The 23,821-nt window shown below is 51.1% G+C and carries 22 protein-coding genes; 8 read left to right on the top strand and 14 right to left on the bottom strand.

From position 1 onward, the window contains the following. Window positions 1-216 precede the first annotated feature (216 nt). A complete protein-coding gene (locus tag BZG79_RS02950) occupies window positions 217-1,476 on the top strand; it encodes an HD-GYP domain-containing protein (protein ID WP_077773690.1) in 1,260 nt (419 codons plus the stop codon). Here the strand turns inward: BZG79_RS02950 and panC are convergent. From panC to thpR, 8 genes are all read right to left on the bottom strand, one after another. Then, window positions 1,473-2,366, bottom strand: coding sequence for a pantoate--beta-alanine ligase (panC, locus tag BZG79_RS02945; protein ID WP_077773689.1), 894 nt, complete (start codon window positions 2,364-2,366; stop codon window positions 1,473-1,475). The two genes, BZG79_RS02950 and panC, sit on opposite strands and share 4 nt — an antisense overlap. An 11-nt stretch (window positions 2,367-2,377) precedes the next feature. Then, window positions 2,378-3,172 (bottom strand): 3-methyl-2-oxobutanoate hydroxymethyltransferase, encoded by a 795-nt coding sequence (gene panB / locus BZG79_RS02940; protein WP_021024199.1) that lies wholly within the window; start codon window positions 3,170-3,172, stop codon window positions 2,378-2,380. A gap of 35 nt (window positions 3,173-3,207) precedes the next feature. Beyond that, on the bottom strand, window positions 3,208-3,699 hold the full coding sequence (gene folK, locus BZG79_RS02935; protein WP_077773688.1) for a 2-amino-4-hydroxy-6-hydroxymethyldihydropteridine diphosphokinase: 492 nt from the start codon (window positions 3,697-3,699) through the stop codon (window positions 3,208-3,210). Continuing rightward, window positions 3,696-5,093 carry a polynucleotide adenylyltransferase PcnB gene (pcnB, locus tag BZG79_RS02930; RefSeq protein WP_021024197.1) on the bottom strand — a complete coding sequence of 466 codons (1,398 nt, stop codon included), beginning with the start codon at window positions 5,091-5,093 and terminating at the stop codon, window positions 3,696-3,698. Before pcnB ends, folK begins: the two co-directional genes overlap by 4 nt. A gap of 79 nt (window positions 5,094-5,172) precedes the next feature. Beyond that, window positions 5,173-6,057: a tRNA glutamyl-Q(34) synthetase GluQRS gene (gluQRS, locus tag BZG79_RS02925; RefSeq protein WP_021024196.1), complete on the bottom strand. Its 885-nt coding sequence runs from the start codon at window positions 6,055-6,057 to the stop codon at window positions 5,173-5,175. 197 nt (window positions 6,058-6,254) lie between these two features. After that, window positions 6,255-6,704, bottom strand: a complete 450-nt coding sequence (gene dksA / locus BZG79_RS02920; RefSeq protein WP_021024195.1) for an RNA polymerase-binding protein DksA — start codon at window positions 6,702-6,704, stop codon at window positions 6,255-6,257. 123 nt (window positions 6,705-6,827) lie between these two features. Continuing rightward, a complete protein-coding gene (sfsA, locus tag BZG79_RS02915) occupies window positions 6,828-7,550 on the bottom strand; it encodes a DNA/RNA nuclease SfsA (RefSeq protein ID WP_077660095.1) in 723 nt (240 codons plus the stop codon). 19 nt (window positions 7,551-7,569) lie between these two features. Further along, window positions 7,570-8,121: an RNA 2',3'-cyclic phosphodiesterase gene (thpR, locus tag BZG79_RS02910; RefSeq protein ID WP_077669141.1), complete on the bottom strand. Its 552-nt coding sequence runs from the start codon at window positions 8,119-8,121 to the stop codon at window positions 7,570-7,572. A gap of 65 nt (window positions 8,122-8,186) precedes the next feature. Here thpR and hrpB point away from each other — a divergent pair, with 65 nt between their 5' ends. Together hrpB and mrcB are read left to right on the top strand one after the other, a co-directional pair. Continuing rightward, entirely contained in the window at window positions 8,187-10,640 is a 2,454-nt protein-coding gene (gene hrpB / locus BZG79_RS02905; protein ID WP_077773687.1) for an ATP-dependent helicase HrpB, read from the top strand. 8 nt (window positions 10,641-10,648) lie between these two features. Continuing rightward, window positions 10,649-12,991, top strand: a complete 2,343-nt coding sequence (mrcB, locus tag BZG79_RS02900) for a penicillin-binding protein 1B (RefSeq protein ID WP_077459833.1) — start codon at window positions 10,649-10,651, stop codon at window positions 12,989-12,991. An 84-nt stretch (window positions 12,992-13,075) separates the two neighbouring features. On the opposite strand, the gene BZG79_RS02895 is transcribed toward mrcB, so the two are convergent. The 3 genes from BZG79_RS02895 to BZG79_RS02885 all read right to left on the bottom strand — a co-directional run bounded on the left by BZG79_RS02895 (window position 13,076) and on the right by BZG79_RS02885 (window position 16,630). Further along, window positions 13,076-13,846: an ABC transporter permease gene (locus tag BZG79_RS02895; protein ID WP_077459834.1), complete on the bottom strand. Its 771-nt coding sequence runs from the start codon at window positions 13,844-13,846 to the stop codon at window positions 13,076-13,078. Next, window positions 13,843-14,766 (bottom strand): ABC transporter ATP-binding protein, encoded by a 924-nt coding sequence (locus BZG79_RS02890; RefSeq protein WP_021024189.1) that lies wholly within the window; start codon window positions 14,764-14,766, stop codon window positions 13,843-13,845. Before BZG79_RS02890 ends, BZG79_RS02895 begins: the two co-directional genes overlap by 4 nt. Before the next feature lie 205 nt (window positions 14,767-14,971). Next, complete coding sequence (locus BZG79_RS02885; RefSeq protein WP_077773686.1) at window positions 14,972-16,630, bottom strand: SulP family inorganic anion transporter; 1,659 nt, start codon at window positions 16,628-16,630, stop codon at window positions 14,972-14,974. Window positions 16,631-16,842: 212 nt separating this feature from the next. Here BZG79_RS02885 and can point away from each other — a divergent pair, with 212 nt between their 5' ends. The 4 genes from can (at window position 16,843) to secF (ending at window position 20,770) form a co-directional block, all read left to right on the top strand. Continuing rightward, window positions 16,843-17,517, top strand: a complete 675-nt coding sequence (gene can / locus BZG79_RS02880) for a carbonate dehydratase (protein ID WP_077459835.1) — start codon at window positions 16,843-16,845, stop codon at window positions 17,515-17,517. A gap of 129 nt (window positions 17,518-17,646) precedes the next feature. Next, window positions 17,647-17,982 carry a hypothetical protein gene (locus tag BZG79_RS02875; protein WP_199877518.1) on the top strand — a complete coding sequence of 112 codons (336 nt, stop codon included), beginning with the start codon at window positions 17,647-17,649 and terminating at the stop codon, window positions 17,980-17,982. 106 nt (window positions 17,983-18,088) lie between these two features. After that, window positions 18,089-19,867: a protein translocase subunit SecD gene (gene secD, locus BZG79_RS02870; protein WP_108743218.1), complete on the top strand. Its 1,779-nt coding sequence runs from the start codon at window positions 18,089-18,091 to the stop codon at window positions 19,865-19,867. A gap of 12 nt (window positions 19,868-19,879) precedes the next feature. Further along, window positions 19,880-20,770, top strand: a complete 891-nt coding sequence (secF, locus tag BZG79_RS02865) for a protein translocase subunit SecF (RefSeq protein WP_021024184.1) — start codon at window positions 19,880-19,882, stop codon at window positions 20,768-20,770. Between the two features lie 141 nt (window positions 20,771-20,911). Here the strand turns inward: secF and hpt are convergent, their stop codons facing one another. Further along, window positions 20,912-21,442 (bottom strand): hypoxanthine phosphoribosyltransferase, encoded by a 531-nt coding sequence (hpt, locus tag BZG79_RS02860; RefSeq protein ID WP_021024183.1) that lies wholly within the window; start codon window positions 21,440-21,442, stop codon window positions 20,912-20,914. A gap of 347 nt (window positions 21,443-21,789) precedes the next feature. On the opposite strand from hpt, the gene BZG79_RS02855 reads away from it, so the two are divergent. After that, complete coding sequence (locus BZG79_RS02855) at window positions 21,790-22,395, top strand: TetR/AcrR family transcriptional regulator (RefSeq protein WP_077459838.1); 606 nt, start codon at window positions 21,790-21,792, stop codon at window positions 22,393-22,395. Between the two features lie 61 nt (window positions 22,396-22,456). Here the strand turns inward: BZG79_RS02855 and BZG79_RS02850 are convergent, their stop codons facing one another. Both BZG79_RS02850 and BZG79_RS02845 read right to left on the bottom strand, forming a co-directional pair. Next, a complete protein-coding gene (locus BZG79_RS02850; protein WP_077669148.1) occupies window positions 22,457-23,503 on the bottom strand; it encodes an ABC transporter ATP-binding protein in 1,047 nt (348 codons plus the stop codon). Continuing rightward, a partial coding sequence (locus BZG79_RS02845; protein WP_199877516.1) for an ABC transporter permease subunit occupies window positions 23,500-23,821 on the bottom strand: 322 nt, incomplete at its 5' end. The genes BZG79_RS02850 and BZG79_RS02845, both read right to left, overlap by 4 nt.

The raw sequence follows: 23,821 nt of genomic DNA, 5'->3' as shown, positions 1-23,821 counted from the left end.
CCATATTAGAAATAGCCCTACTCTCTCGAGTGGGGCTTTTTTTATGCTTGCACCGACACCCGTGCCGGTGACCTTGCAGGCCGCGATCTATTCCGCCTCCGGGCACCATATTAGAAATAGCCCTACTCTCTCGAGTGGGGCTTTTTTTATGCTAATCTATGTGCTAATTCTTTCTCCTCATGATTTCTCATCTCATGGAACGAGTGCCGTATCCACATGTCAGCTAGCATCAAACTGTCTACAAACAGACTTCAAGCCGGTCTTTATATCAAACTCCCCTTAAAATGGCGTGAGCACCCTTTTATGCTCAACCGCTTTCAAATCGAGAGTGACGCCCAAGCTAAGCTGATACGCTCTCTACCCACGAGTTTTGTTTATTACTATCCAAATAAAAGTACCGCCGTGCCCTTGCCTGCGCTGGCAGAAAAAAAAGAAAATCCAGATGAAATTGACCCAAACGCGGTCAGCCGAGACAAAGAGGCAATGGAGCGAGAAAAACAACAGCGCATAGAAGAACAGCGTCGCTTTCATGCTCGGATCCAAAAAGTACAGAAACACTATCAGCGTTCAATGGCACAACTACGTGCTATCAATATGAAAGCCTCAAACCGCCCTCAGGCAGCCAACGAGGATGTTCGTATGCTGGTTGATAGCATGATGCTATTTGGCAGTGAATCGAATGTTACCTTGCATCTGATGGATGATCCGACATTGGCGGAAGATATGTATGCGCACTCGCTAAACGTTGCCGTCTTAGCTTTGATGGTGGCACGCAGTCATGGCTATAACAACGATCAGATTCGCTCCCTTATGACAGGCGCGATATTGCATGACATTGGGACCAAAAAAGTCCCCTCTGCGATTGTCCGTAAAAAAGAGCGTTTAACCGACCCTGAAATGAACTACTACCGTCAGCACGTGAACTATGGCGCGGAATTAGTAACAGACATGGACGAATGCACGCCCGAAGTCGAGGCTATCATTGCTCAACATCATGAATTTGCCGATGGCAGTGGGTTTCCAAAAGGTCTGAATGGTGATGAGATTGAGGAGCCTGCGCAGATTGTTGGCATGGTTAACTTTTTCGATCGCTTATGCCGCCCACAGTTTGGTGCGCCCGCTCGTATGCCCTTTGCGGCTTTGTCTCACTTGTTTAAAGAGAATAAAGCGAAGTTTAATCCGCGTCTGCTAGCGTTATTCGTCAAGATGATGGGCGTCTACCCACCCGGTACAGTGGTTAAACTCTCTAATGAGGAAGTCGGTATTATTATTTCAGTTAACAGCACCGCACTGCTCAAACCAAATGTGATGATTTATGATCCCGACATTCCGTCGGATCAAGCGACCATTATTGACATGCGTGATAGTGAACTAGAGATAGACACGGCCGTGCCTATCTCTAAACTCCCTGAGGAGGTGAAAGCGTACTTAAAACCAAGGACACGTATTTCGTACTTTATGGATGCAGACAGTTAGTGATTCGCGGTCTCTGTCTTGTCCGCTTTTTCCGTCGCACGCTGTAAATCGACCATGAAGTTATCAATCAAGCGTGTGGTACCGAGGTAGGCCGCCACCAAAATAACCGCTTGGCGGCTATTATCAGTGATCGTCCCTAGCGAGTCAGAATCGCGGATGTAGAACTCGTCGGGCTGAAGACCCGCAGCACGCAGCTGATCGTGCGCATCCTCAATCAGATCATCCAGATCACGCCGTCCATTACGCATTTGCGCACTCATCCAACGCATCGTTTTTGCGAGCACAGGGGCACGCTGGCGCTCATCCACGGTTAAATTGTTATTGCGAGAGCTCATGGCTAAACCATCGCTTTCACGCACGGTTGGCACACCAATAATATCAATCGGCATCGCCATATCTGTAACCATTTTGCGGATGACAGCAAGCTGCTGGAAATCTTTTTCCCCAAAACACGCTACATTAGGCTGCACGAGGTTGAATAACTTAGTCACCACGGTCGCGACACCACGAAAATGGCCCGGACGAGACGCGCCCTCTAGCATGGATGAGAGTTTTGGTACCTCAACCGCTGTATGTGCCTCAAGGCCGTGAGGATAGAGGGTATCCGCGCTTGGCGTAAAGACAAGATCGACGCCTTCTTCACGCAACTTGGTTAAGTCATCATCCAAGGTGCGCGGGTAGTTAGCCAGATCGTCAGCGCGATCAAATTGCATGGGATTAACAAATATACTAACCACCACCACATCTCCCTGCTCTCGGGCTTTACGGACTAAGGTTAAGTGGCCTTGATGTAAGTTTCCCATGGTGGGCACAAACGCAATACGCTTGGCCGCTTTTTGCCACTGGCCGACGTGATCGCGCAGTGGCGCAACCTCAGAAATTATCTGCATACTCGGTCTCTCTATTTAAACGTGTGGGCGGGACCGGGAAATTCGCCGCTCGCCACTTCTTGCACGTACTTGGCCACCGCTTCGCGGGCATCACCTGTTTCTGCCAAATAGTTTTTCGAGAATTTGGGCATATAGTTAGCCGATACGCCAAGCATATCGTGCATGACCAAAATCTGACCATCGGTGTCACTGCCGGCTCCAATACCGATGACAGGTACCGAGACGGTGTCGGTAATCCGCTTGGCGAGTGACGCTGGCACGCACTCAAGTAGGATGATTTGTGCACCTGCCTGCTCTAGTGCAACGGCGTCGGCCACCATCTGTTCGGCTTTTTCATCGTCACGCCCTTGCACGCGAAAGCCGCCGAAGATATTCACCGATTGCGGTGTCAGGCCCAGGTGCGCGCAAACCGGCACCGCACGTTCAGTCAACATTTTTACGGTTGGTGCTAACCAGGCACCGCCCTCAATTTTGACCATGTTGGCGCCCGCTTTCATCAATTCAGCGGCATTCGTACACGCCTGCTCGGGGGTTGTACAGCTCATAAATGGCATATCGGCCATTAACAAGCTATTCGGGCTGCCTGCACGCACGCAACGCGTATGATAGGCCAAATCGGCAACGGATACGGATAAGGTATCGCTTTTCCCTTGTAGCACCATACCTAAGGAGTCGCCCACCAGCAAAACAGGGACATCCTGTTGCTCGAACAGCTGAGCAAAGCTCGCATCATAGGCGGTAAGGGATGCAAACTTTTGTCCTTGTTGCTTCCATGTGATCAGATCAGTAATTGTGATTTTTTTCATTGTGTCTCCCAAAGCCTGAAACTGGGGCCCACCGATTAAGCGTGATCGCAGATACGGGTTAAACCGTTACGATCCACGCGCGTCAGGCACGCGGCGAGCGTACTGCCATCCGGCAAGCACAAGTCGGGGGCGATGTCGGCAAGTGGATAAAGCACGAACTCACGTACTTTCATGCCGTAATGTGGCACCGTCAGTCGTGGATGCTCGATAACACGGTCACCATAAAGCAAAATGTCGAGATCTAAGGTTCTTGGGCCCCAACGTTCTGCTTTGCGTTCCCTGCCATAATCAAGCTCAATCGCTTGCGTGGCATCCAATAGTGTCAGAGGGTCAAGGTAGGTGTCCAGCGCAACCACTGCATTGACATAATCAGGCTGATCCGCTGGCCCCATTGGCCGACTGGTATAAAGAGAAGACACGGCCACCCAAGAACTTTGCGGCAGTGTTTTTAGTGCCGCAATCGCCTGTTGTGCTTTTTTTATCGGCTCACCTAGGTTGCTGCCAATCGCTATATACACTCGGTTCATGCGTCTGAGTTCGACTGCGGTTTGCGCCGACGCGGCGGCCCTTTACGACGGCGTGATTTAGGAGAGCGCGTGTTGCTAACCTTATTGATCGCACGCACCATTTTTTGACGCCCACCCTGATCGGCGCGTTGAAAGTCTCGCCACCACGCACACAATGCTTCCGTGTCATCACCTTCTACCGCACCGCGCATTTCTAGCAAATCAAACGCCGCGCGGAATTTTTTCTCTTCCAACGTTTTGAATGCGCGCGCTCCCGTACGACGGGTCATGCGCATTTGTAATTGCCAGACTTCTCGCACCATCGCGGTAAAACGGCGAGGGATGGCAACGGTTTTTACTTGTTCGTCAACAATATCACTCGCCGCTACCATAAAGGCATCGTAGTAACTTAAACCACTTTCAAACGCCATTTCTTCAGCACGTGTCACCAAGGGATACCAAAGCATCGCCGCAAATAAGAAAGCGGGATTGATGCGCTGATCGTTAGCAACGCGTTTATCCGTTGAACGTAACACCTGCTCAAGCATTTGTTCAGTTTGACTGGTTTGCGCTTCAGTAAAGTGGGCCGCGACCGCAGGGAAAAGCTGCTGAAATAAGTTGTACTCACGCAGCATTTGGTAGGTTGCAAGCCCCTGCCCCGCTTGCAGCAGCTTTAAGCTTTCTTCAAACATACGTGCCGCGGGAATGTCTTGTAATAAGGGCGCCAACTCAACCATCGGTGCCGCGGTTGCATCATTAATGGTCATGTCCAGCTTCACCGCAAAACGCACGGCTCGAAGCATACGTACCGGATCTTCTCGATAGCGCGTTTCTGGGTCCCCGATCAGGCGAACAACACGATTGTTTAGATCGTCCAGTCCACCGGCATAATCACGAATAGAGAAGTCAGCAATGTTGTAATACAGTCCATTAATGGTGAAGTCGCGGCGCTGCGCATCTTCATCAATGGTGCCGTAGACATTATCGCGCAGCAGCATACCGTCTTCAGAACGTGCTGTTTGCTTGTCTTTTTTGTCTGGCTCGCTTTTACCGTGATGACCTCGAAAGGTTGCCACTTCAATCACATCTCGTCCAAACAAAATATGGGCAAGGCGAAAACGGCGGCCAATCAGACGACAATTACGGAATAACTTTCGCACCTCATCCGGTGTGGCATTGGTGGCGATATCAAAGTCTTTGGGTTCGCGATCCAATAGCAGATCGCGCACCCCTCCGCCAACGAGGTACGCTTCATAGCCCGCTTTATGCAGGCGATAGAGCACTTTCAGCGCATTTTCGCTGATACCTTTGCGCGAAATGCCGTGTGCTTTGCGGGGGATAACTTCCAACTTAAGATCCTCAATTGCTCGTGTTTTACCATCACGATTCAGAACCTTACGGCAAAAGCTGGTCACTCGATTAAAGATAGCTCACCTCATATTTGATTGTTCGGGCCATGAAACAGCGGCATATAATATATCAGGGTGGGCCATTTTAGAATGCTGTCGTCACTTCCGTTTGTTTGGGTAAGTGCGTCAACGACCACGTATTGACCGCAAGATTTAGTAATTCAGTAGGCGTTGCCACCTTTTCCTCTGCGACTGCGTGTAAACCAAGAAACCGCATCGCTGCACGTAACGCAGGCAGCGGGGCTTGATTATCAATAGCTGGCGCACGATTTTGTTTCGATAGTTTTTGCCCCTCCGCATTTAATGCCAACGGGAGGTGCAGGTAGTGCGGCAGTCGCGCGCCTAACAGACGATATAATCCAATATGGCGTCCCGTTGGAACAATTAAATCCGCCCCTCGGACAATGTCTGTGACCCCTTGGTCAATATCGTCTAACACGACGGCAAGATTATACGCATAGAGCCCATCTCGGCGCTTAATGATAAAGTCTTCATTAGCCAATTGCTGATCAAGAGGCAACGAACCATGCAGTCGATCGTTAAACGCTAACACTTCAACCGGACTTTTTAGCCTCACCGCAGCGTGTTCAGCCGCTTTGTTTTTATCTCGGCACCAACCTGGATAGACGCCACCTGCCTGTTTAATTTGACGCCGTGTACACGTGCAATAATACGCGCGCCCTGACGCGAGCCAAGCATCAATTTGCGCCTGATAGTCACCTAGATGCTGGCTTTGATAACGAACCGCACCATCCCAATATAGGCCGTACGCCTCAAGCGTGCGCAGAATCTCACTGGCCGCGCCCGGCTTTTCTCGTGGCGGATCGATATCTTCAATCCGTACCAGCCATCGGCCATGATGGGCACGAGCATCTAAATAAGAGCCCAGCGCAGCCACCAATGAGCCAAAGTGTAAAGGTCCTGATGGCGACGGCGCAAAACGACCGATATAAGCAGCGTGCGATGTCATGATAAACGAATGAACTCGGGTCTCAGCGCCATGGGCGGATAATGAATAGCGCAAATTGTACGGGGATCTTGCATGAACACAAGCGTCTACAAACACAAAAAGGGAGCCGAAGCTCCCTTTTATTTTATGGGGTGATTACTATTTTGTGGGATGATAGCCGCCCGCGATATTTTTGCGCGCGACTCCCTCAGTGATGATTATCCCGCCATTTGCTTTTCTTTCAGCTCAGCGAGTGTTTTACAATCAATACATAGCTCGGCGGTTGGACGCGCTTCTAAGCGACGAACGCCAATCTCGATGCCACATGAGTCGCAAAAGCCAAAATCATCGTCTTCGATACGCTGGAGTGTCTTATCAATTTTCTTGATCAGCTTACGCTCACGATCTCGGTTACGTAACTCTAGGTTAAATTCCTCTTCCTGCGCTGCACGATCGACAGGATCGGGGAAATTTGCCGCCTCATCTTTCATATGATTCATGGTGCGGTCGACTTCTTCCCTGAGCTGATTACGCCATGCATTGAGGATTTTACGGAAATGCTCGAGCTGTGGCTCGCCCATATATTCCTCTCCAGGTTTCTCCTGGTATGGCTCTAATCCAGCTAAGGCCAGGATGCCCAGCGATTTCTTTTCTTTGCTTTCTGGCATTCAGCTTCTCCTAAAAAACCTTGACATGACACGTGTCTGTCAAATGAGGGCGCTATCTATAGCAGAAAGCCTTTAGGGTGGCAATCTTTGATTTACGCCCCGCAACGCCCAATGTGAACATGCTTACACTTTTGTTGTGTGAGCAACAAAAGGTACGGAATTAACCAGATTTAGCTCACTCGCTGACACCTGAGCTTGATAGCAAATGACTTCAACCCCCGAGGCCAGCGCATAATTGAGCAGCTGGTTATAATCCGGGTCGATATGGGGGGCTCCTGTGACTTTTTCAATCCCCGAGTGCAAAACAACAAACAATAAAACCGCGCGGTGTCCTTGTTCGACCATCGCAATAAGCTCACGGAGGTGTTTTTGTCCTCGCGTCGATACAGCATCAGGGAATGCGCCCCAACCATCACCCTCTAATAAAGTGACACTCTTCACTTCTATATAGCAGTCGGATTTGTCATCGTCACGTAACAGCAAATCAATACGGCTATTTTCGCTGCCATAGCGTACTTCTGTCTGTAATTGTGCATAACCGGCTAGTTCAGGGATACGGTCAGCTTGCACCGCTTCAACGGCCAAGGTATTGGCACGCGTGGTGTTCACGCAAATCCAATCTCCCTGCTGAGTATGATTGAGCTCCCAACTGTGTGGATACTTACGCTTCGGATTATTTGACGTCGAGTACCACACAGTATCTCCGGGCGTTGCACACCCGGTCATTGCGCCAGTATTGGCACAATGGATGGTCAGGCGCTCGCCATTGTCTAAGGTCACATCGGTCAAAAACCGTTTATAACGACGTACTAAGGTTGCCGACGCTAGTGGTGGGGAAAACTGCATCTGCCGTTCCTGCTGATGATTAACAAAGGCTGAATTGATGCAGGCATTGGTATAACGCCCGCCCCTCATTGTCTCGCGGTATCGATTCATCCGACGCGGAGGAAGACGAAGCATATAAGCCAAAGCGTTGACAGGCAAATGTCTGTGTTGGCAAAGGTGGCAGGTGTAAGGCTTGTTGATGCTTAACGCCACGACGCAAGGTAATATGCGGAGTAAACGCATGACTGTCCGCTTTAGCGTGCCAAACAGGTAAGGTTTGTAAGTGATGGGCTAGATCAAACAATTCCGGCGGGGGTTGGTTGAACGTCACACACGCAATTTTCGGCTGCTCCCATACTTCAACACCTGAGGTAGTGAGAGAAAACGCAGGCAGAGCTAGGTTACTTGCCGCGGTTTGGAGCGCAGGGAGCTTAGTATCAGGGACCTCACCCAAAAACGCCAAGGTGAGATGTAAGTTCTGATCGGGCACCGCGCGCGCCTCACCACAAAGATGATGGTTGTAGCGAACAAGTTGCTCCCGAGCGGCTTGATTGGTTTTCTCGTCCAAACCTAATGCGAAAAATAGTCGCATGGGCTCTCCTTTTACACTCAGTCCGTTAAAATAGCGGCTTTGATTCTGACACAAAGGGCAAATTCTTGTCTCAGCTTCCGATTGATACCGTGATTCCTGACCTTATCGCCGGGCTATCAACGCATCCACAGATCATCGTCTCCGCGCCACCGGGGGCCGGGAAGTCAACACGCTTGCCACTCGCGCTGCTTGAGCAGACAACGCGAGAGGGAAAAATCGTGTTGCTGGAGCCGCGTCGGCTTGCGGCGCGCAATATTGCCCGCTTCCTCGCCCATCATTTGAATGAGCCTATCGGCCAAACGGTCGGGTTAAGAATGCGTGGCGAGACAAAAGTCAGTGCTAACACACGATTAGAAGTCGTGACCGAGGGGGTGATGACCCGCTTACTGCAAACTGACCCCATGCTCGACGGTGTGAACCTGATTTTATTCGACGAGTTTCACGAACGCAGTTTACATGCTGATCTTGCCCTCGCATTAAGCTTAGATTGCCAAGCAGGATTACGTGACGATCTGCGCTTGGTCGTCATGTCCGCCACCTTAGATAATCAAGCCTTATGTCAGTATTTGCCCAACGCACTCACACTCGCCACTGAGGGGCGCAGTTTCCCGATTCATTATCAATATCACCCGCTTTCACGGCACACATCGTGGGCAAGTGCTGTTGCCAGTGCGAGCTTGGATTTTATGGCTCAGCACAGCGGCTCGGCACTGCTTTTTCTTCCCGGTATGAGCGCAATTCGACAGGTTCATGAGGCCATTAAAGGGCGCCTTGCTAATGACATGGATCTCCACTTACTCCACGGCAGCCTTGATATTTCAGCCCAGCAAGCGGCTATTTATCCCGCACCGGCTGGCATGCGCAAGTTAGTACTCACCACCAACATTGCTGAGACCAGCTTAACCATTGAAGGGATCCAGCTGGTGATTGATGCGGGGCTTGAGCGCATGATCATGCATCAAGCGCAAACAGGTCTTGATAAGCTGGTGACAAGACAAGTCACGCGCAGTGCTGCGATCCAACGAGCGGGCCGCGCAGGTCGCCTCGCACATGGACACTGCTTACGGCTTTATAGTGAAGAGCAATTTCAGCGCTTACCAGTTGCACCGACTGCGCCTATTTTGCGTGAAGATTTAACCGATCTTGCCCTCAATGTGATCCAGTGGGGCTGCGACGTCAAAGATTTACATTGGCTTGACGTACCGCCCACAAAACATTGGCAAGCCGCCTGTCTAAGACTGACACAATTAGGGCTGATTGATGCACGCCACGGATTAACCACCTTGGGGCAACGCGCAAGCCACTTGGCTGCCAGCCCTCGTACTGCCGCCATGTTGGCACGCGTTGAAAAAGCCGATACCTCGACGCTATCCACCGCGTGCTGGCTGGCGGCGTGGGCCGAAAAACCCATGACCTCGGGGGCCTCACTGGCACTTATCGACCAATTGCGCGTAGCGATGTCCTACAAAGACTATCAGCACCGCGCACAGTCACTAGCCCGTAGTGTTGGCATTGCCTTGCAACCTCAGTTCGATGATACCCTGCTGCCGCTACTGGCCGCTAACATTTGGCCAGATAGAATCGCACTGGCACGCGGAAAATCGGGCCGCTTTATGATGGCCAATGGCCACGGCGTCATCTTGGACAGCCAAGACCCACTCAGCCGCGCCGACGCCATCGTCATCTGTGATGTAATGGCCGGTGATCAGGGGGACAGTCGGGCCTATAGTGCGATTGCTATCTCACTGACTGCGCTTCAAGATGCGCGTCCCGATTTATTTAGCCATCGCGATGTGGTCGCATGGGATGATAAACGTGGCACGCTGAAAGCAGAAAAGCAGCAATGTTTGGGCGAATTAGTCCTCGCTTGCGAACCGCTCGACACGCTGAGTGCCGAGCAGCAAACACAAGGGCTATTGGATGCCGTTCGCCAAAAAGGCATTGATGCATTGAATTGGCAGAGCCCCAGCCAGTCCTTGCTAACGCGTGCACGCTGCGCCCAAGCATGGGGATTGGATATTGCGCTGCCGTCACTCAGCGATGCAGACTTACTCGCTTCGCTCGATACCTGGCTGGCCCCTTTTATTCATGACATGTCACGCTGGCAAGCGCTCCAGCAATTGGATCTCAAACCCGTGTTGGAAGCCTGGTTCGGCTTTGCGGTGACCAAGCAATTAAATGCGGCACTGCCCACACATATAACAGTGCCAACCGGGTCGCGTTATCCACTGCGTTATACCCCGGACAGTGCACCGGTACTGGCCGTGAAAATGCAAGAAATGTATGGACAGGCACAAACTCCAATGCTCGCCAACGGCCACGTTGCCGTGCAAGTTGAGCTGCTCTCTCCCGCCGGACGTCCATTACAAATTACCCAAGATCTCGCCGGCTTTTGGCAAGGGAGTTATAAAGAGGTGCAAAAGGAAATGAAAGGGCGCTACCCTAAGCACCTTTGGCCGGATGATCCGGCTAACCATGCGCCAACGCGTCAAACCAAACGCCATTTTAACCAGAGTTAATCGATTGTATGGCCGATAAAAAAACACGTTCACACGCGAGCAATAAAAAACGTTCATCACCGAAGCGTCAGCCGAACAAAGCCGCCGCCAAACCGAGCTGGAGCAAACGCTTGTTAAGCCTCGGATTGAAGTGCAGCCTGGTGGGAATCGCCGCCGTTGTCATGCTCGGTATTTATCTGGATGGTAAGATACAAGACCGTTTTAGTAGCGGCCAAATTTGGCAGCTTCCGGGCGTGGTATATGGCCGAGTGATTAACCTCTCRCCAGGTAGCGATGTATCACTCCTTCAACTGCGTCAGCAATTGGATGCGCTGAATTACCAAAAAGTACGCACGCCGAAGCGTCCTGGTGAGTATTCGGCCTCACAAACACGGCTTGAAATCATTCGTCGTCCGTTTGATTTTGAAGATGGCCCGGCGCCCGCACGACATGCGATGCTGAGCTTTGGCGATAATCAAGTCAACCAGATTACTGACGTTAGCGCCAACCAATCGCTAGGGCTTTTACGCATCGAGCCGAAATTACTGGGCATGATGGAGTCTGGCATCAATGAGCAACGCCTATTTTTACCCCGAGAGCGTTTCCCAGAGTTTTTAGTCGAGGCGTTACTCACCACAGAAGATCGAGATTTTTATCACCATGAAGGCGTTTCACCCACGGGGATCTTACGCGCACTCGTGGCTAACATTCGCGCCGGTCGTACCGTACAAGGCGGCTCTACCTTAACGCAACAGCTGGCTAAAAACCTCTTTCTCACCCGCGATCGCACCTTGTGGCGAAAAGCGCAAGAAGCCTACATGGCATTGATCCTCGATTTTCGCTACAGCAAGGATAAACTGTTAGAAGCCTACTTTAACGAAGTCTATCTGGGACAAAATCGCGGCGAACCCGTACATGGTTTTCCGTTAGGCGCGCGACTCTATTTTGGACGTCCGATTAGCGAGTTACGGGTAGACCAACTGGCGCTGCTCGTGGGGATGGTAAAAGGGCCTTCCTACTACAACCCGTTCCGCCACCCTGAACGCGCGAAAAGTCGTCGCGATCTGGTGCTACGACTGATGCTAGAGCAAAATCGACTGTCAAGCACCGATTACCAAGCGGCAGCCAGCCGTCCGCTTGATATTCAAAAAACGCCTACCCTATCGCGTCCTCAACCGGCTTACTTTGATCAACTCAAAGAAGAAATCCGTCACAAAGTCGGTGATAAATATGCCGCTGGCGCTGGGTTACGTATTTTCACCACCCTTGATCCTGTGTCACAGCAAGCGATTGAGCGTGCGGTGACCGAAAAGGTGAAGGCGCTTAAACATCGCGCAGGAAATCAACTAGAAGCCGCCGCCGTGATCGCAGACAGACGAAGTGGCGAGGTCCGTGCCATGGTGGGTGGCGCTCGCCCGGGCTTTGCAGGCTTTAACCGTGCCTTAAATGCGAAACGTGCTATCGGTTCACTCGCCAAACCTGCGGTTTATTTGACTGCATTAAATCAGCCTGAACGCTTTCAGCTCACCAGTAAGATTGACGATAAGCCCATTCGTTTAGAAGGCAGTCAAGGGAGTAGTTGGCAACCTCGCAACTATGATCGCCAATACCGCGGCACCGTGTCATTACTGACCGCCTTGGCAAAATCCTATAACGTGCCAACGGTCAACCTCGGCATGCAACTGGGGTTAGAAAGTGTGGTTAACACCTTTGGTCAATTAGGGGCAAAAACTGACACCATTCCACGCGTTCCCTCTCTGCTTCTGGGGGCATTTAGCATGAGTCCATTTGAGGTCACTCAAGTCTACCAAACACTGGGCAATGCAGGGCAAAGGGCCCCATTAACGGCTCTGAGGGCCGTTACTACCAAAGAAGGTCAAGGATTGTATCAAAACTGGCCCAAAGCGGAACGTGTTGTGCCTGAGCAAGCCGGTTGGCTGACCTTGTATGCGATGAAGCAAGTGGTGAAACAGGGAACAGGGCGTTTCTTGCAGCAACGTCATCGCCATGCAGCACTCGCAGGCAAAACGGGGACAACAGATGATAACCGTGATAGCTGGTTCGTCGGTATCGACGACAAAGAAGTTACCACGGTGTGGTTGGGCCGCGATGATAATCAATCGACAGGGCTCACCGGGGCCTCTGGTGCTTTACGTGTTTATGATGATTATTTAAACCGTCGAGGCGCGACACCCTTGGCACTCCCTTGGCCTGCCGACATCACCACCGTGGCGGTCAGCCAACAAGGTAGCCAATACGCGCTAAATTGTCGCGGTGAGACGTCGCTCCCCGTATGGGACATAAATGGCCAGTTTGCCAAGCGATGTCGCCAGCCGGATCCCGTCGGTTGGCTTAAAGGTTTATTTAATTGACACCTTGTCCACTCGATACGCGTTTGTATACCAAACAGCGAGCAAAAAAACGCCCCAGCCATACTGACTGGGGCGGTGTGGTATTTAGCTACGCAAGCCGGTACCTTTAGAAATCAAGCGCCAAGCCAGCGCGTATAAGCCGATAATAAACAGTAACAGCACCCCAAATGATGTCATGATCCCCACATCGGATACCCCTAAAAAGCCATAGCGAAACGCGTTAACCATATACACGATAGGGTTCAGCTTAGACACCCCTTGCCAAAACTCAGGCAACAGCGACAGCGAATAAAACACGCCACCGAGATACGTTAGCGGGGTCAGTATAAAGGTCGGGATCAGGCTGATATCGTCAAACGTTTTGGCAAAAATGGCGTTAATCAGGCCTCCTAACGCAAACACGGCAGAGGTCAGCGTCACCGTGGTGACCACGATAAATGGATGCGCGATTTGCAAATCCACGAAGAACAAGGACGTCATTGTCACTAAAGCCCCCACCGCTAAGCCACGGCACATGCCTCCACCAATATAACCGGCAATAATCACATAGTTAGGGATAGGCGCGACTAACAGCTCCTCGATATTATGCTGAAACTTGGCACTAAAAAAGGAAGACGCCACATTGGAGTAGGAGTTAGTAATCACTGACATCATGATTAAGCCAGGAACGATATACTCCATGTAACTGAAACCTTCCATCTGGCCGATACGCGACCCAATCAAATTACCGAAAATGACAAAGTACAAGCTCATGGTAATCGCGGGCGGGACCAAGGTTTGCACCCAGATCCGAGTAAAACGCGCCACTTCTTTATAAATGAGGGTACGAAATGCAATCCAATACAAGGCATTCATGCGTGCTCCTCCCCATTTTTCTGAATTAAGGTGACAAACAACTCTTCTAAACGGTTGGCCTTATTACGCATGGATAATACTTGCACTCCCTGTTGTGACAACTGCTCAAAGACCGGGGTTAATCCCATTGACTTGCTGACTTCCACCTCCAAGGTATTGGTGTCAGTGGTCTGCCAGTTCACGCCCTCAAGCGCATTGAGCTGATGCCCAGGTTGGAGGTCGAGAATAAAGGTCTCAGCATCTAACTTCGATAACAGCGCCTTCATCGAGGTATCTTCGACCAGCTGCCCCCGATTGATAATGCCAATATTACGGCACAGGGTTTCGGCTTCTTCCAGATAATGGGTGGTGAGAATAATAGTGATCCCTTGACGATTAATCTGGCTTAAAAAGTCCCACATAGAACGGCGCAGCTCAATATCGACGCCTGCGGTTGGCTCGTCCAGGATCAGCAAACGCGGCTCGTGCATCAAGGCACGGGCTATCATCAACCGCCGTTTCATTCCACCCGATAAATTACGCGCGGGCTCATGGCGCTTGTCCCACAAATCCAGTTGTGAGAGATATTTCTTCGCACGCTCTTTAGCTTGCGCTCGCGGCACCCCATAGTAGCCAGCTTGGTTCACCACAATTTGCTGCACTTTCTCAAACTGATTAAAGTTGAACTCTTGTGGCACCAGACCAATTTGCTTTTTCGCCTCCACCTTTTGGGTGTCCAAGTCATAGCCAAAAATACTGACCTGCCCTTGGGTTTTATTGACCAGCGAACTCAGTATGCCAATAGTCGTGGATTTCCCCGCGCCATTTGGCCCTAGCAGCGCATAAAAATCGCCCTCCTCGACCGAGAGCGACACGCCTTTCAATGCCTTCACATTGGACCCGTACGTTTTGACGAGATCCTTGATTTCAATTGCTTTCATAAGCTCCCGTTAAGATAAAATCAGCATCATGCTGTCTGACGCATCAATGTTGCTATGGTAACCGGTATTGGTCTGAGAAACACCGCCACAAAAAAAGGGTTAATCGCACCGAGGGCGGCGATTAACCACGATCCATGCTGTCGCGACTTTGCCTTTTGGAAATAAATGCGCGTTGAGAATAAATACGCTTTGGCAGTCAATACGCTTACGCAGGCATGACTTCGACTAATCGATTGGCCGCTTCGAGTGCAGGCTTACGCGAAGTGAAGATGTGCGCGTCACGCACCCAATCGCCAATATGCAGGCGCTGAAGTTGCTCTCGCGTTTCATCATGCGGGCAAAGTAAAAATACCGTGCAATTCGCTTCACGCGCATCTTTGATTGCGTTTTCCAATGCCAGCCCTACCGTCATGTCCAGCATAGGCACATCACTTAAGTCGAGGATCATCACCCGAAACTCACGGATATGAGCGTGCTGACGGGCAATGGCCTTTGAGACACTGAAAATCATCGGGCCAGACAAGTAGAAAAAGAGTACGTGGCCATTACTGGCATCTAAAAGCGCACGCTCTTCATCATTTAACGGCACCTCATCGTCTTCCGCATCACTGATGGCCCGTACCTGTTTTGCCTGCTCGCGACTTAATCGCTCGATCACCAGTAAGTTAGCAATAAAGACACCCAGGCCCACCGCGACAATCAGATCAACAAATACAGTCAACGCCATCACACCGTACATGATACCGGTTTGCTGCAAGCTGATTTTGTGCGCGCGATGTAGAAAGCTCCAATCGAGAATATTAAAACCGACATAAAGCGCAATACCGGCAAGCACAGCCATTGGGATCGGCGCAGTGAATGCCCCTGCCACTAACACGACTGCGGCTAAAATAGCGGCACGGAATATCCCCGATAACGGTGAACGCGCCCCGACTTGTACATTGACCACAGTGCCCATGGTAGCACCGGCCCCCGGCAGTGCGCCAAACAGGCCTGCAATCATATTGGCGACGCCCTGGCCGCGCAATTCACGGTCGGAATTATGTTCTTGGCGAGTCAGCGAGTCGGCAATCACTGCGGTCAGTAAGGTGTCTATGCATCCTAACGTCCCCAGCACCAGGGCATCAATGACCATGGTGGTAAAATGCTCTGCGGTGATATGAGGCACTACTAGCGAGGGTAAACCGGTCGGGATCTCACCAATACGGCGGATGCTCTCGGCATCAAAAAGCAGTACCGACACCAAGGTAATACTGACTAAGGCGACAAGCTGAGCTGGGATAAAACGACGATATTTGGCCGGAAAGTAAAACAAAATACCCAAGGTGAGCGCACCAAGAAAAACTTCTTTAATATCGGCATTGATCACTAAATCCGGTATCGCTGTCAGGGTGCCTAAGACGCCGCCGGACGGTGCCGCTTGCCCTAATAATGGCGCGAGTTGGAGCAAAATCAAGATCACGCCAATCCCCGACATAAAACCGGACACCACGCTATACGGCATCAAGGTTACGTATTTGCCCAGCCGCAAACTGCCAATCAGCACTTGAAACGCGCCCGCCATCATCACCACAGTAAAGCCCATGGCAAGGCCACCTTCGGGATAACGCGACATCATGGCGGTGAGTACCGCGGTCATAATGACTGTCATCGGCCCCGTGGGCTCTGATATCAGCGTCGAAGAGCCACCAAATAGCGACGCGAACAGCCCCACCAAAATCGCTCCCCATAACCCGGCCTCAGCGCCAGCACCGGAGGCAACACCAAAGGCGAGCGCCAGTGGTAATGAGATAATCGCGGTGGTCACCCCGCCGAATAAATCCCCCTTTAATGACAACTGCGCAAATCGTCCTTTATCAAACACGCACTACCTCGACTGCCGTTAAGATTATGATAGAGCGAACAGTATACGAATTTTCTCGTATTAACCTATCCGAGCAGTGGTTGAAAGCGTCACAGCGTGATCCGCTGGACGCGACCGATGTAAAAAAATGTGAATATTGATCTCAGTATATTTCACACCTCAAGAGTGCGGTATAGTGACGATTGATAACTTTGCCAACAGACTGAGTGAGCATGGCCCAGATAAAAGCGTTATTTGCCAACAATAAAGCCTGGTCAAAAGACATTCGTGATACGGATCCCCAGTTTTTTGCCGACCTAGCGAAAGAGCAGCATCCGGAATATTTGTGGATTGGTTGTGCCGATAGCCGTGTGCCTGCTGAGCGACTAACAGGATTAGACTCTGGCGAGCTGTTTGTGCATCGCAATGTCGCCAACCAAGTGATCCACACGGATTTAAACTGCTTGTCGGTAGTGCAATATGCCGTTGATGTGCTGCAAATCAAGCATATTATTGTCTGTGGTCATTACGGATGTGGCGGGGTGCATGCCGCGATTGAAAATCCCGAGCTGGGTCTTATCAATAATTGGCTATTACATATTCGCGACCTTTACCTTAAGCATAAAAGCTATCTGAGCCAATTGCCGCCCCAAGCGCGTGGTAATCGTTTATGTGAAATCAATGTCGCTGAGCAGGTTTATCATTTAGGCAACTCCACCATTTTACGCGCCGCCTGGGAACGAGGCCAAGATGTCAATATCCATGGCTGGTTTTACGACACTACTGACGGGATCTTACGCGATCTCGGTATGACAGCGAACAGCCGTGAATCGTTAGAGATACACTATCAAGCGGCGATGAGCCATTTGGTCCCCGGCGCCGCCACACATCCTCTCTATGAAAATTGACACAATGCTGACGCTATAATGCTTGTGCGCGGTGATGAATCGTCGTACAACACGACCATGACTCCGATCACACCTTCATCCCACGCTACGCATCGCTCTCTGCTCCTCTTGTGGCTGATGGCGAGCCTGATGCTGTTTGCGGTGATCGCTAATGCCGTGGCGAAATCTCATGTTTCACCGTGGCAGCCAAATCAGCAAATTCATGCGCTGCAACACACACCGGCCCTACTGTCGACCGCAAGAGCCAGCGTTGCACTGCCAGCCCCTTTATTGGATGACGATCCCCAACCGCCACATTTAGCCACCCTTTTTCCTCCCACGCACGTTAGCCTTGCTTGGCACCTCATCGCCTTTTTGTGCGTGCTTGGGGTGTATCTCTCCCGCCAATATCTTGCATTTTCGTTCCCCCGCCTCGGAGGCTGGCGAGAACACAATCTGCAATATCGCTTTATTCATTCGCGTTAATCGTTCGCTTTCCTGAAGGCCTGTGCGCCTTAATCCCCCAGTAGCGACATCGAGTTCACACTCGATGTGAGGTTTGCTGTGCACGATGCACAGCCAAGGAGAAAAAATGAATAAAGCAACTCCCGTTAATCGGTATGCGTTGTGGCACTATGCTGTATTGGTGCTGATGCTAATCGTACTCTCCATGCAGGCATTACCGAGCTTTTTTGGCGATCATCCTGTAGTGAGCGTGTCTCATCACTCTCACCACGCGCTGCAAGGCTGGCTAAACGCCCATCCAGAGGCCGTCAGTGAGGTACGTTATGACTCGCAAGGGAATGTCACCTTAATCACGCCCGATATTAGCCAGCAACAGAACGTACAACAGCAATTAAAAGGCGCCCTAGGTGCCGATGCGGAGATCACTCTCGATTATTTATCCGCAGCGCCCGCGTGGCTATCCCGCCTAGGCGCCGAGCCGGTTAAGCTAGGGCTAGATCTGCGCGGTGGCGTCCAATTATTACTGTGGGTCGACACCGACCAAGCACTGACCCATCAAGCAGACGCCTTGCTCCAAAGCCTCAATCTTTGGTTAGACAGTCAGCGCTTGCCGCCGACCGCGAGCCTCAACCAGCAGGATAAAACCACGGTGCAATTGCCGATGTTAAATGCCGCTGATCGTACCAAAGTGAGCGGTTGGTTTACTGAGCATTATCCTCAATGGCGCTTTACCAGTGCCACCCATCGCTGGCAAATGACAGATACCGAGCGTGAGGCCATGCGTCATCAAGCCGTACGTCAGAATATCGATATTCTGCGCAAGCGTATCGACGCGTTAGGCGTGGCCGAAGCCAGTGTGCAGCGTCAAGGCAAAGACTATATTCGTATCGAACTACCTGGCGTGCATGATCCTAAGCAAGCCAAAAGCGTGATTGGTGCCACCGCCTCACTCGCATTCTATGCCCTCGATCCTACCAGCCCTAAACCACTATACGATGCGCAGCACAATGCCGTCCCGCTCGCGCGCCACGCCATTTTAGGCGGTGAACATATTATTGATGCGCGCACCAGTGTCGATGAGATGCGGCGTCCTCAAGTCGACATTCGCCTGGATAAACAAGGTGGCGAGACCATGCTTGCGTTTACTCGTCGGCACTTGGGCGATCCAATGGCGACCGTTTATCGCGAGTACCAAACCAATGCGCAGGGCGATCTGGTGGCTCACGAGCGCGTGATCAACGTAGCGACCATCCAAAGTGCGCTCAGTGATCGCTTTCGGATCACGGGGCTATCGAGCCCAGAAGAAGCGCGTAACCTCTCGATGCTATTGCGTGCCGGCGCATTAACCGCCCCCATTAAAATCGTCGAAGAGCGCGCGATTGGTCCCACCTTAGGTGCTGAGAATATTAAAGCAGGCTTTTCCGCACTGGCTGTCGGCATGATCGGCATGGCTATCTTTATGGTGCTTTGGTATCGCCGTTTTGGCTGGGTGGCGATTGTGTCGCTTACTGCCAACCTCATGATGCAAGTCGGTCTTCTCGCGCTACTGCCCGGTGCTGTGCTGACGTTGCCAGGCATCGCGGGCCTTGTACTCACGGTAGGCATGGCGGTCGATACCAATGTGCTTATCTTTGAGCGTATTCGCGATCGCTTGCGAGCGGGCGCAAGCCTAGCCAATGCCATTGATACCGGCTATCGCGCGGCGTTTAGCACAATTTTTGACGCCAATATCACCACCTTGATTTCTGCGGCCTGTTTGTACGCCGTCGGCTCTGGCCCCTTACAAGGGTTTGCCACCACTCTGATTCTGGGGCTGTGCGCCAGCATGATAACCGGCATTATTGGCACCCGAGCCATCATCAATCCGATTTGGGGGCGTGATCGCCGCCGCGCGGTGACCATTTAAGGAATGAATACCATGAACTTAACCCAAGCCCGCTATACCAGCTTCGCTCTCTCCGCGCTGCTAATGACCATGAGCATCTGGGCGATTACTTATTATGGCCTGAACCTAGGCATCGACTTTACCGGCGGTATCGTGATTGACTTCGCGCTACCAAGCTTGGCTGGCAGTGATACGCTGATCCCAGCCCTGCACAGTCAGTTTGGCGATCTGGCCACGCTCAAGGCAAGTACCACGCAGGGACAGTGGCAGTTAGTGTTGCCCCACACCTCTCAATGGCAAGATCCTCAGCAGGTGATGGTACAAATCAGTACTGCGTTATCGATGCCAGTGAGTTTGATTCAAGCTGACGTAGTCGGCCCTCAGGTCGGTCAGGTCCTGTTTGAACAAGGTGGCTTAGCCCTGCTAGTTGCCTCGTTGGCGATCATGCTTTATTTGGCGATTCGCTTTGAGTGGCGACTCGCCCTCGCAGCCATAGGCGCGCTGGTACACGATGTCACCCTCACCTTGGGGCTACTCGCCATTCTCGCCGTGCCCATGGATCTCAATGTGATTGCCGGGTTGCTAGCGGTAATCGGTTACTCGCTCAATGACTCGATTGTGATCGGTGACCGGCTGCGCGATGTCCTAAGGGCCAAACCGAACCAATGTGTTTATATCAGCACCAATATTGCGGTCTGCGAGACCTTCTCGCGTACCTTGATCACTGCCGGGACGACGCTGTTTACCATCGGATGCTTGTTGATACTGGGTGGCGATGCGCTATATGGCTTTGCCCTAACGCTGTTTGTGGGGGTGCTCACTGGAACTTGGTCATCGGTCGCCGTCGCATCTTGCCTACAAGAAATACTGGGGCTATCGGCTTCGCATTATCAGCGTGCGCCAGAGCATGAGGGGACGTGCTAACCCACCGAATCCGCTATGTTTCCTACAAAAGTCGCTACAAAAAGTGCCTACAAAAAAACCGAGCAAGCGCTCGGTTTTTTCATTTATCGTAATAACCACCGGCCACTCTGTGATGACAGGCGTTACGCGTCGCTGCGGAGATTAATCCAATGGGATCACTTTACCGATATACGGCAAATGGCGATATTTCTGAGCGTAATCAATCCCAACCCCGACAACAAATTCATCCGGGATGGTAAAGCCAAGCCAATCGACTGTCACATTCACTTCGCGGCGCTCGGGTTTATCGAGCAGGGTACAAATACGTACCGAGTTTGGCTCACGCAGCGATAAGATTTCGCAGACTTTACTGAGCGTGTTGCCAGTATCAATGATATCTTCAACCAAAAGAATGTCTTTTCCTTTGATGTCATCATCCAAATCTTTAAGAATGCGCACGTCACGCGTGCTTTCCATGCTATTGCCATAGCTTGATGCGGTCATAAAGTCGACCGAATGTGGCAAGTCAATCGCGCGACATAAATCAGCCATAAAGACGAACGAGCCACGCAGCAACCCGACCAAAACAAGGTCGTTTGAGTCTTTATAATGCTCATTGATCTCGGCGCCCAGGGCTTTTACTCGCGCCTGTACGTCCTGTTCTGAAATCATCACTTCAACGGTGTGTTTCATATCTGCCCCGATGGTTTGTCCCCACGATCGCGGGGGTCACTAACAAAGGTGGCATAGTCTAGCACTAAATCGATTGCGGATCCCAGTCACGCCGGTTGTCAGCCATTTGCACCCGCACACTAGTTAACTATCACACTGATTGATAAGAAAAAATAATCCATGCCTGTCTTTTTAATAATGAATGACTTTTTTTGCAGACAAAATTACCGTTTTACGGCCCAGATCAGCTTTACGCCCGTTGTCAGACGATAAATAGCTGGTATAAACTCAATATCGCTAATAAGAAAATTGTTAGCACAAACAATAATTAATTTGTACAAACCAAAAATAAGTTGGCAGGTTTTAGGATGGCTCAATCAAATGAAAGAACAAGGACGCGACTGTCGCCGGAAAGACGTAAAGAGCAGTTATTAACTTGTGGTTTAGATGTTTTTGCGAAACGCGGTATTGGCCGCGCTGGGCACGCGGATATCGCAGACATGGCGGACGTTTCCGTCGCGACCGTCTTTAACTACTTTCCCACGCGCGAAGACCTTGTGGAAGAAATCCTTGCACAAACCGAAAAGCACTTTATTGCGTTGATTAATGAGTGTACCGAGCAAGATCAATCGATGCGCGGCGCATTAAACTGTATCACATCACAGATAATTGATACCGCACTCGCGGATAAAGCGTGGATGAAAGTCTGGTTTGAGTGGAGTACGTCGATTCGCGAGGATATTTGGCCACGTTTTGTCAAAGGCAGTCGAGATGCGGTTGATCAGTTCGAGAACGTATTTAAACGTGGCATCGAAAAAGGCGAAATGACAGATCGTCATCAACCCAGAGAGCTCGCCAGCATGCTAGCAGGGGTCTGCTATGTGCTATTTTTACAAGCCCACCAACAGCCCGATAAAGCGGCGCTTAACGCCATGGCCCAGCATTACATTGATGTATTATGCCAGCATGGCTAAACGCCATGGCACGATAGAAAGCCAACGTCACGTTGGCTTTTTAATGCGTCATCCATGCGCGTTAGGGATCGATAAAGCTCGGTCCATCATTGAACAAAACGGGCTCATGAGAACGAATATTTAAACGCACTTTTTCTCCGACCGACAGCGGCTCTCGAGCGTGAACCGACAACTTCTGCCCATGAATATCAATGGTGTAGCGGCTGCTATCTCCCATAAACTGCTGTGACAAGACCTGTCCCTCGCCCTGATCGTCTGCCCGAATACTTAAAAATTGTGGCCGGAGTAACCACCAATGCGGGCCGGGATGACAATGTACAGGACGCGGCCAAGGGCCAAGTGGCGTCTGCATTTGCTCTTGCTCAGACACGGTTACAGGAACATAAGACCCTTGACCAAGAAAGTCTGCCACAAAGCGGCTTGCAGGCTGATAATAGACCTCTGTGGTATCACCGAACTGTTCAATAAGGCCTTGATTCATTACGGCCAATTTATCGGCAAAGGCAAAGGCTTCTTCACGACTGTGGGTCACCAAAATCGCTGTCACACCCTGTGATTTAAAAATACGCCGGATCTCTTCAATCAAGTCGTGGCGTACCTGGGTGTCAATGTTAGAAAAAGGCTCATCCAGTAATAACAGATCGGGTTCATAGGCAAGCGCACGAGCAATCGCTACCCGTTGCTGTTGACCACCGGATAATTGATGCGGATAACGATCCCCAAGGTCAGTTAAATGGACCAATTTAAGCATGTCAGCCACTTTGCTCGCTCGCGCTTGAGTGGCCAACTGTGAAAGTCCAAACCCGATATTCTCTGCAACGGTTAGGTGCGGAAAAAGCGCATAATCTTGAAAGATCATACCGATATTACGCTGCTCAGGTGGCACAGAGTGATGCTCATTATCCATGACTTTACAGCCAATCGATAGCGTCCCTGCCGATAGCGGCATTAAACCTGCCATTGCTTTTAACAAGGTGGTTTTTCCGCAGCCACTGGCGCCGAGTAGGCAAACAATCTCTCCAGGTGCCACTTGCAGCGATAAATCTTTTAAGACAGGCGTGCCATTATAGCTGCAGGTCAGGTTTTTAATCGACAAGGCGCACTTCATTGATATTTCTGCTCCAATGACCGGTTAATCAAGATAAGCGGAATTAATCCAACCACTACCAGTAAAATTGCCGGTAATGCGGCGTACTCTAAGTGTTCATCAGAGGTAAAGTTGTACACATAGGTGGCCAGTGTTTCAAAGTTAAATGGGCGCAGTAAAATAGCCGCATTAAGCTCTTTCATCGACTCAATAAACACCAGCAGCATCGCAATAAGCGTACCACGACGAATTAAAGGCAGGTGCACGCGGCGAATGACCCCCGTGGTGGTGCAGCCCATGGTTCGCGCCGCCATATCGAGCGAAGGGGGGATTTTGGCC

Origin of the sequence: Salinivibrio sp. MA427 (assembly GCF_001996115.1) — a bacterium.
Taxonomy (GTDB): domain Bacteria; phylum Pseudomonadota; class Gammaproteobacteria; order Enterobacterales; family Vibrionaceae; genus Salinivibrio; species Salinivibrio costicola.
This window is presented reverse-complemented; position numbering and strand designations above follow the sequence as displayed.

Excerpts from the sequence above, each read along its gene's own strand:
- BZG79_RS02950 (WP_077773690.1), top strand. The coding sequence starts at position 217 with ATGTCAGCTAGCATCAAACTGTCTACAAACAGACTTCAAGCCGGTCTT.
- panC (WP_077773689.1), bottom strand. The coding sequence starts at position 2,366 with ATGCAGATAATTTCTGAGGTTGCGCCACTGCGCGATCACGTCGGCCAG.
- panB (WP_021024199.1), bottom strand. The coding sequence starts at position 3,172 with ATGAAAAAAATCACAATTACTGATCTGATCACATGGAAGCAACAAGGA.
- folK (WP_077773688.1), bottom strand. The coding sequence starts at position 3,699 with ATGAACCGAGTGTATATAGCGATTGGCAGCAACCTAGGTGAGCCGATA.
- gluQRS (WP_021024196.1), bottom strand. The coding sequence starts at position 6,057 with ATGACATCGCACGCTGCTTATATCGGTCGTTTTGCGCCGTCGCCATCA.
- dksA (WP_021024195.1), bottom strand. The coding sequence starts at position 6,704 with ATGCCAGAAAGCAAAGAAAAGAAATCGCTGGGCATCCTGGCCTTAGCT.
- sfsA (WP_077660095.1), bottom strand. The coding sequence starts at position 7,550 with ATGCAGTTTTCCCCACCACTAGCGTCGGCAACCTTAGTACGTCGTTAT.
- thpR (WP_077669141.1), bottom strand. The coding sequence starts at position 8,121 with ATGCGACTATTTTTCGCATTAGGTTTGGACGAGAAAACCAATCAAGCC.
- BZG79_RS02895 (WP_077459834.1), bottom strand. The coding sequence starts at position 13,846 with ATGAATGCCTTGTATTGGATTGCATTTCGTACCCTCATTTATAAAGAA.
- BZG79_RS02890 (WP_021024189.1), bottom strand. The coding sequence starts at position 14,766 with ATGAAAGCAATTGAAATCAAGGATCTCGTCAAAACGTACGGGTCCAAT.
- can (WP_077459835.1), top strand. The coding sequence starts at position 16,843 with ATGGCCCAGATAAAAGCGTTATTTGCCAACAATAAAGCCTGGTCAAAA.
- BZG79_RS02875 (WP_199877518.1), top strand. The coding sequence starts at position 17,647 with ATGCTGTTTGCGGTGATCGCTAATGCCGTGGCGAAATCTCATGTTTCA.
- secD (WP_108743218.1), top strand. The coding sequence starts at position 18,089 with ATGAATAAAGCAACTCCCGTTAATCGGTATGCGTTGTGGCACTATGCT.
- secF (WP_021024184.1), top strand. The coding sequence starts at position 19,880 with ATGAACTTAACCCAAGCCCGCTATACCAGCTTCGCTCTCTCCGCGCTG.
- hpt (WP_021024183.1), bottom strand. The coding sequence starts at position 21,442 with ATGAAACACACCGTTGAAGTGATGATTTCAGAACAGGACGTACAGGCG.
- BZG79_RS02855 (WP_077459838.1), top strand. The coding sequence starts at position 21,790 with ATGGCTCAATCAAATGAAAGAACAAGGACGCGACTGTCGCCGGAAAGA.
- BZG79_RS02850 (WP_077669148.1), bottom strand. The coding sequence starts at position 23,503 with ATGAAGTGCGCCTTGTCGATTAAAAACCTGACCTGCAGCTATAATGGC.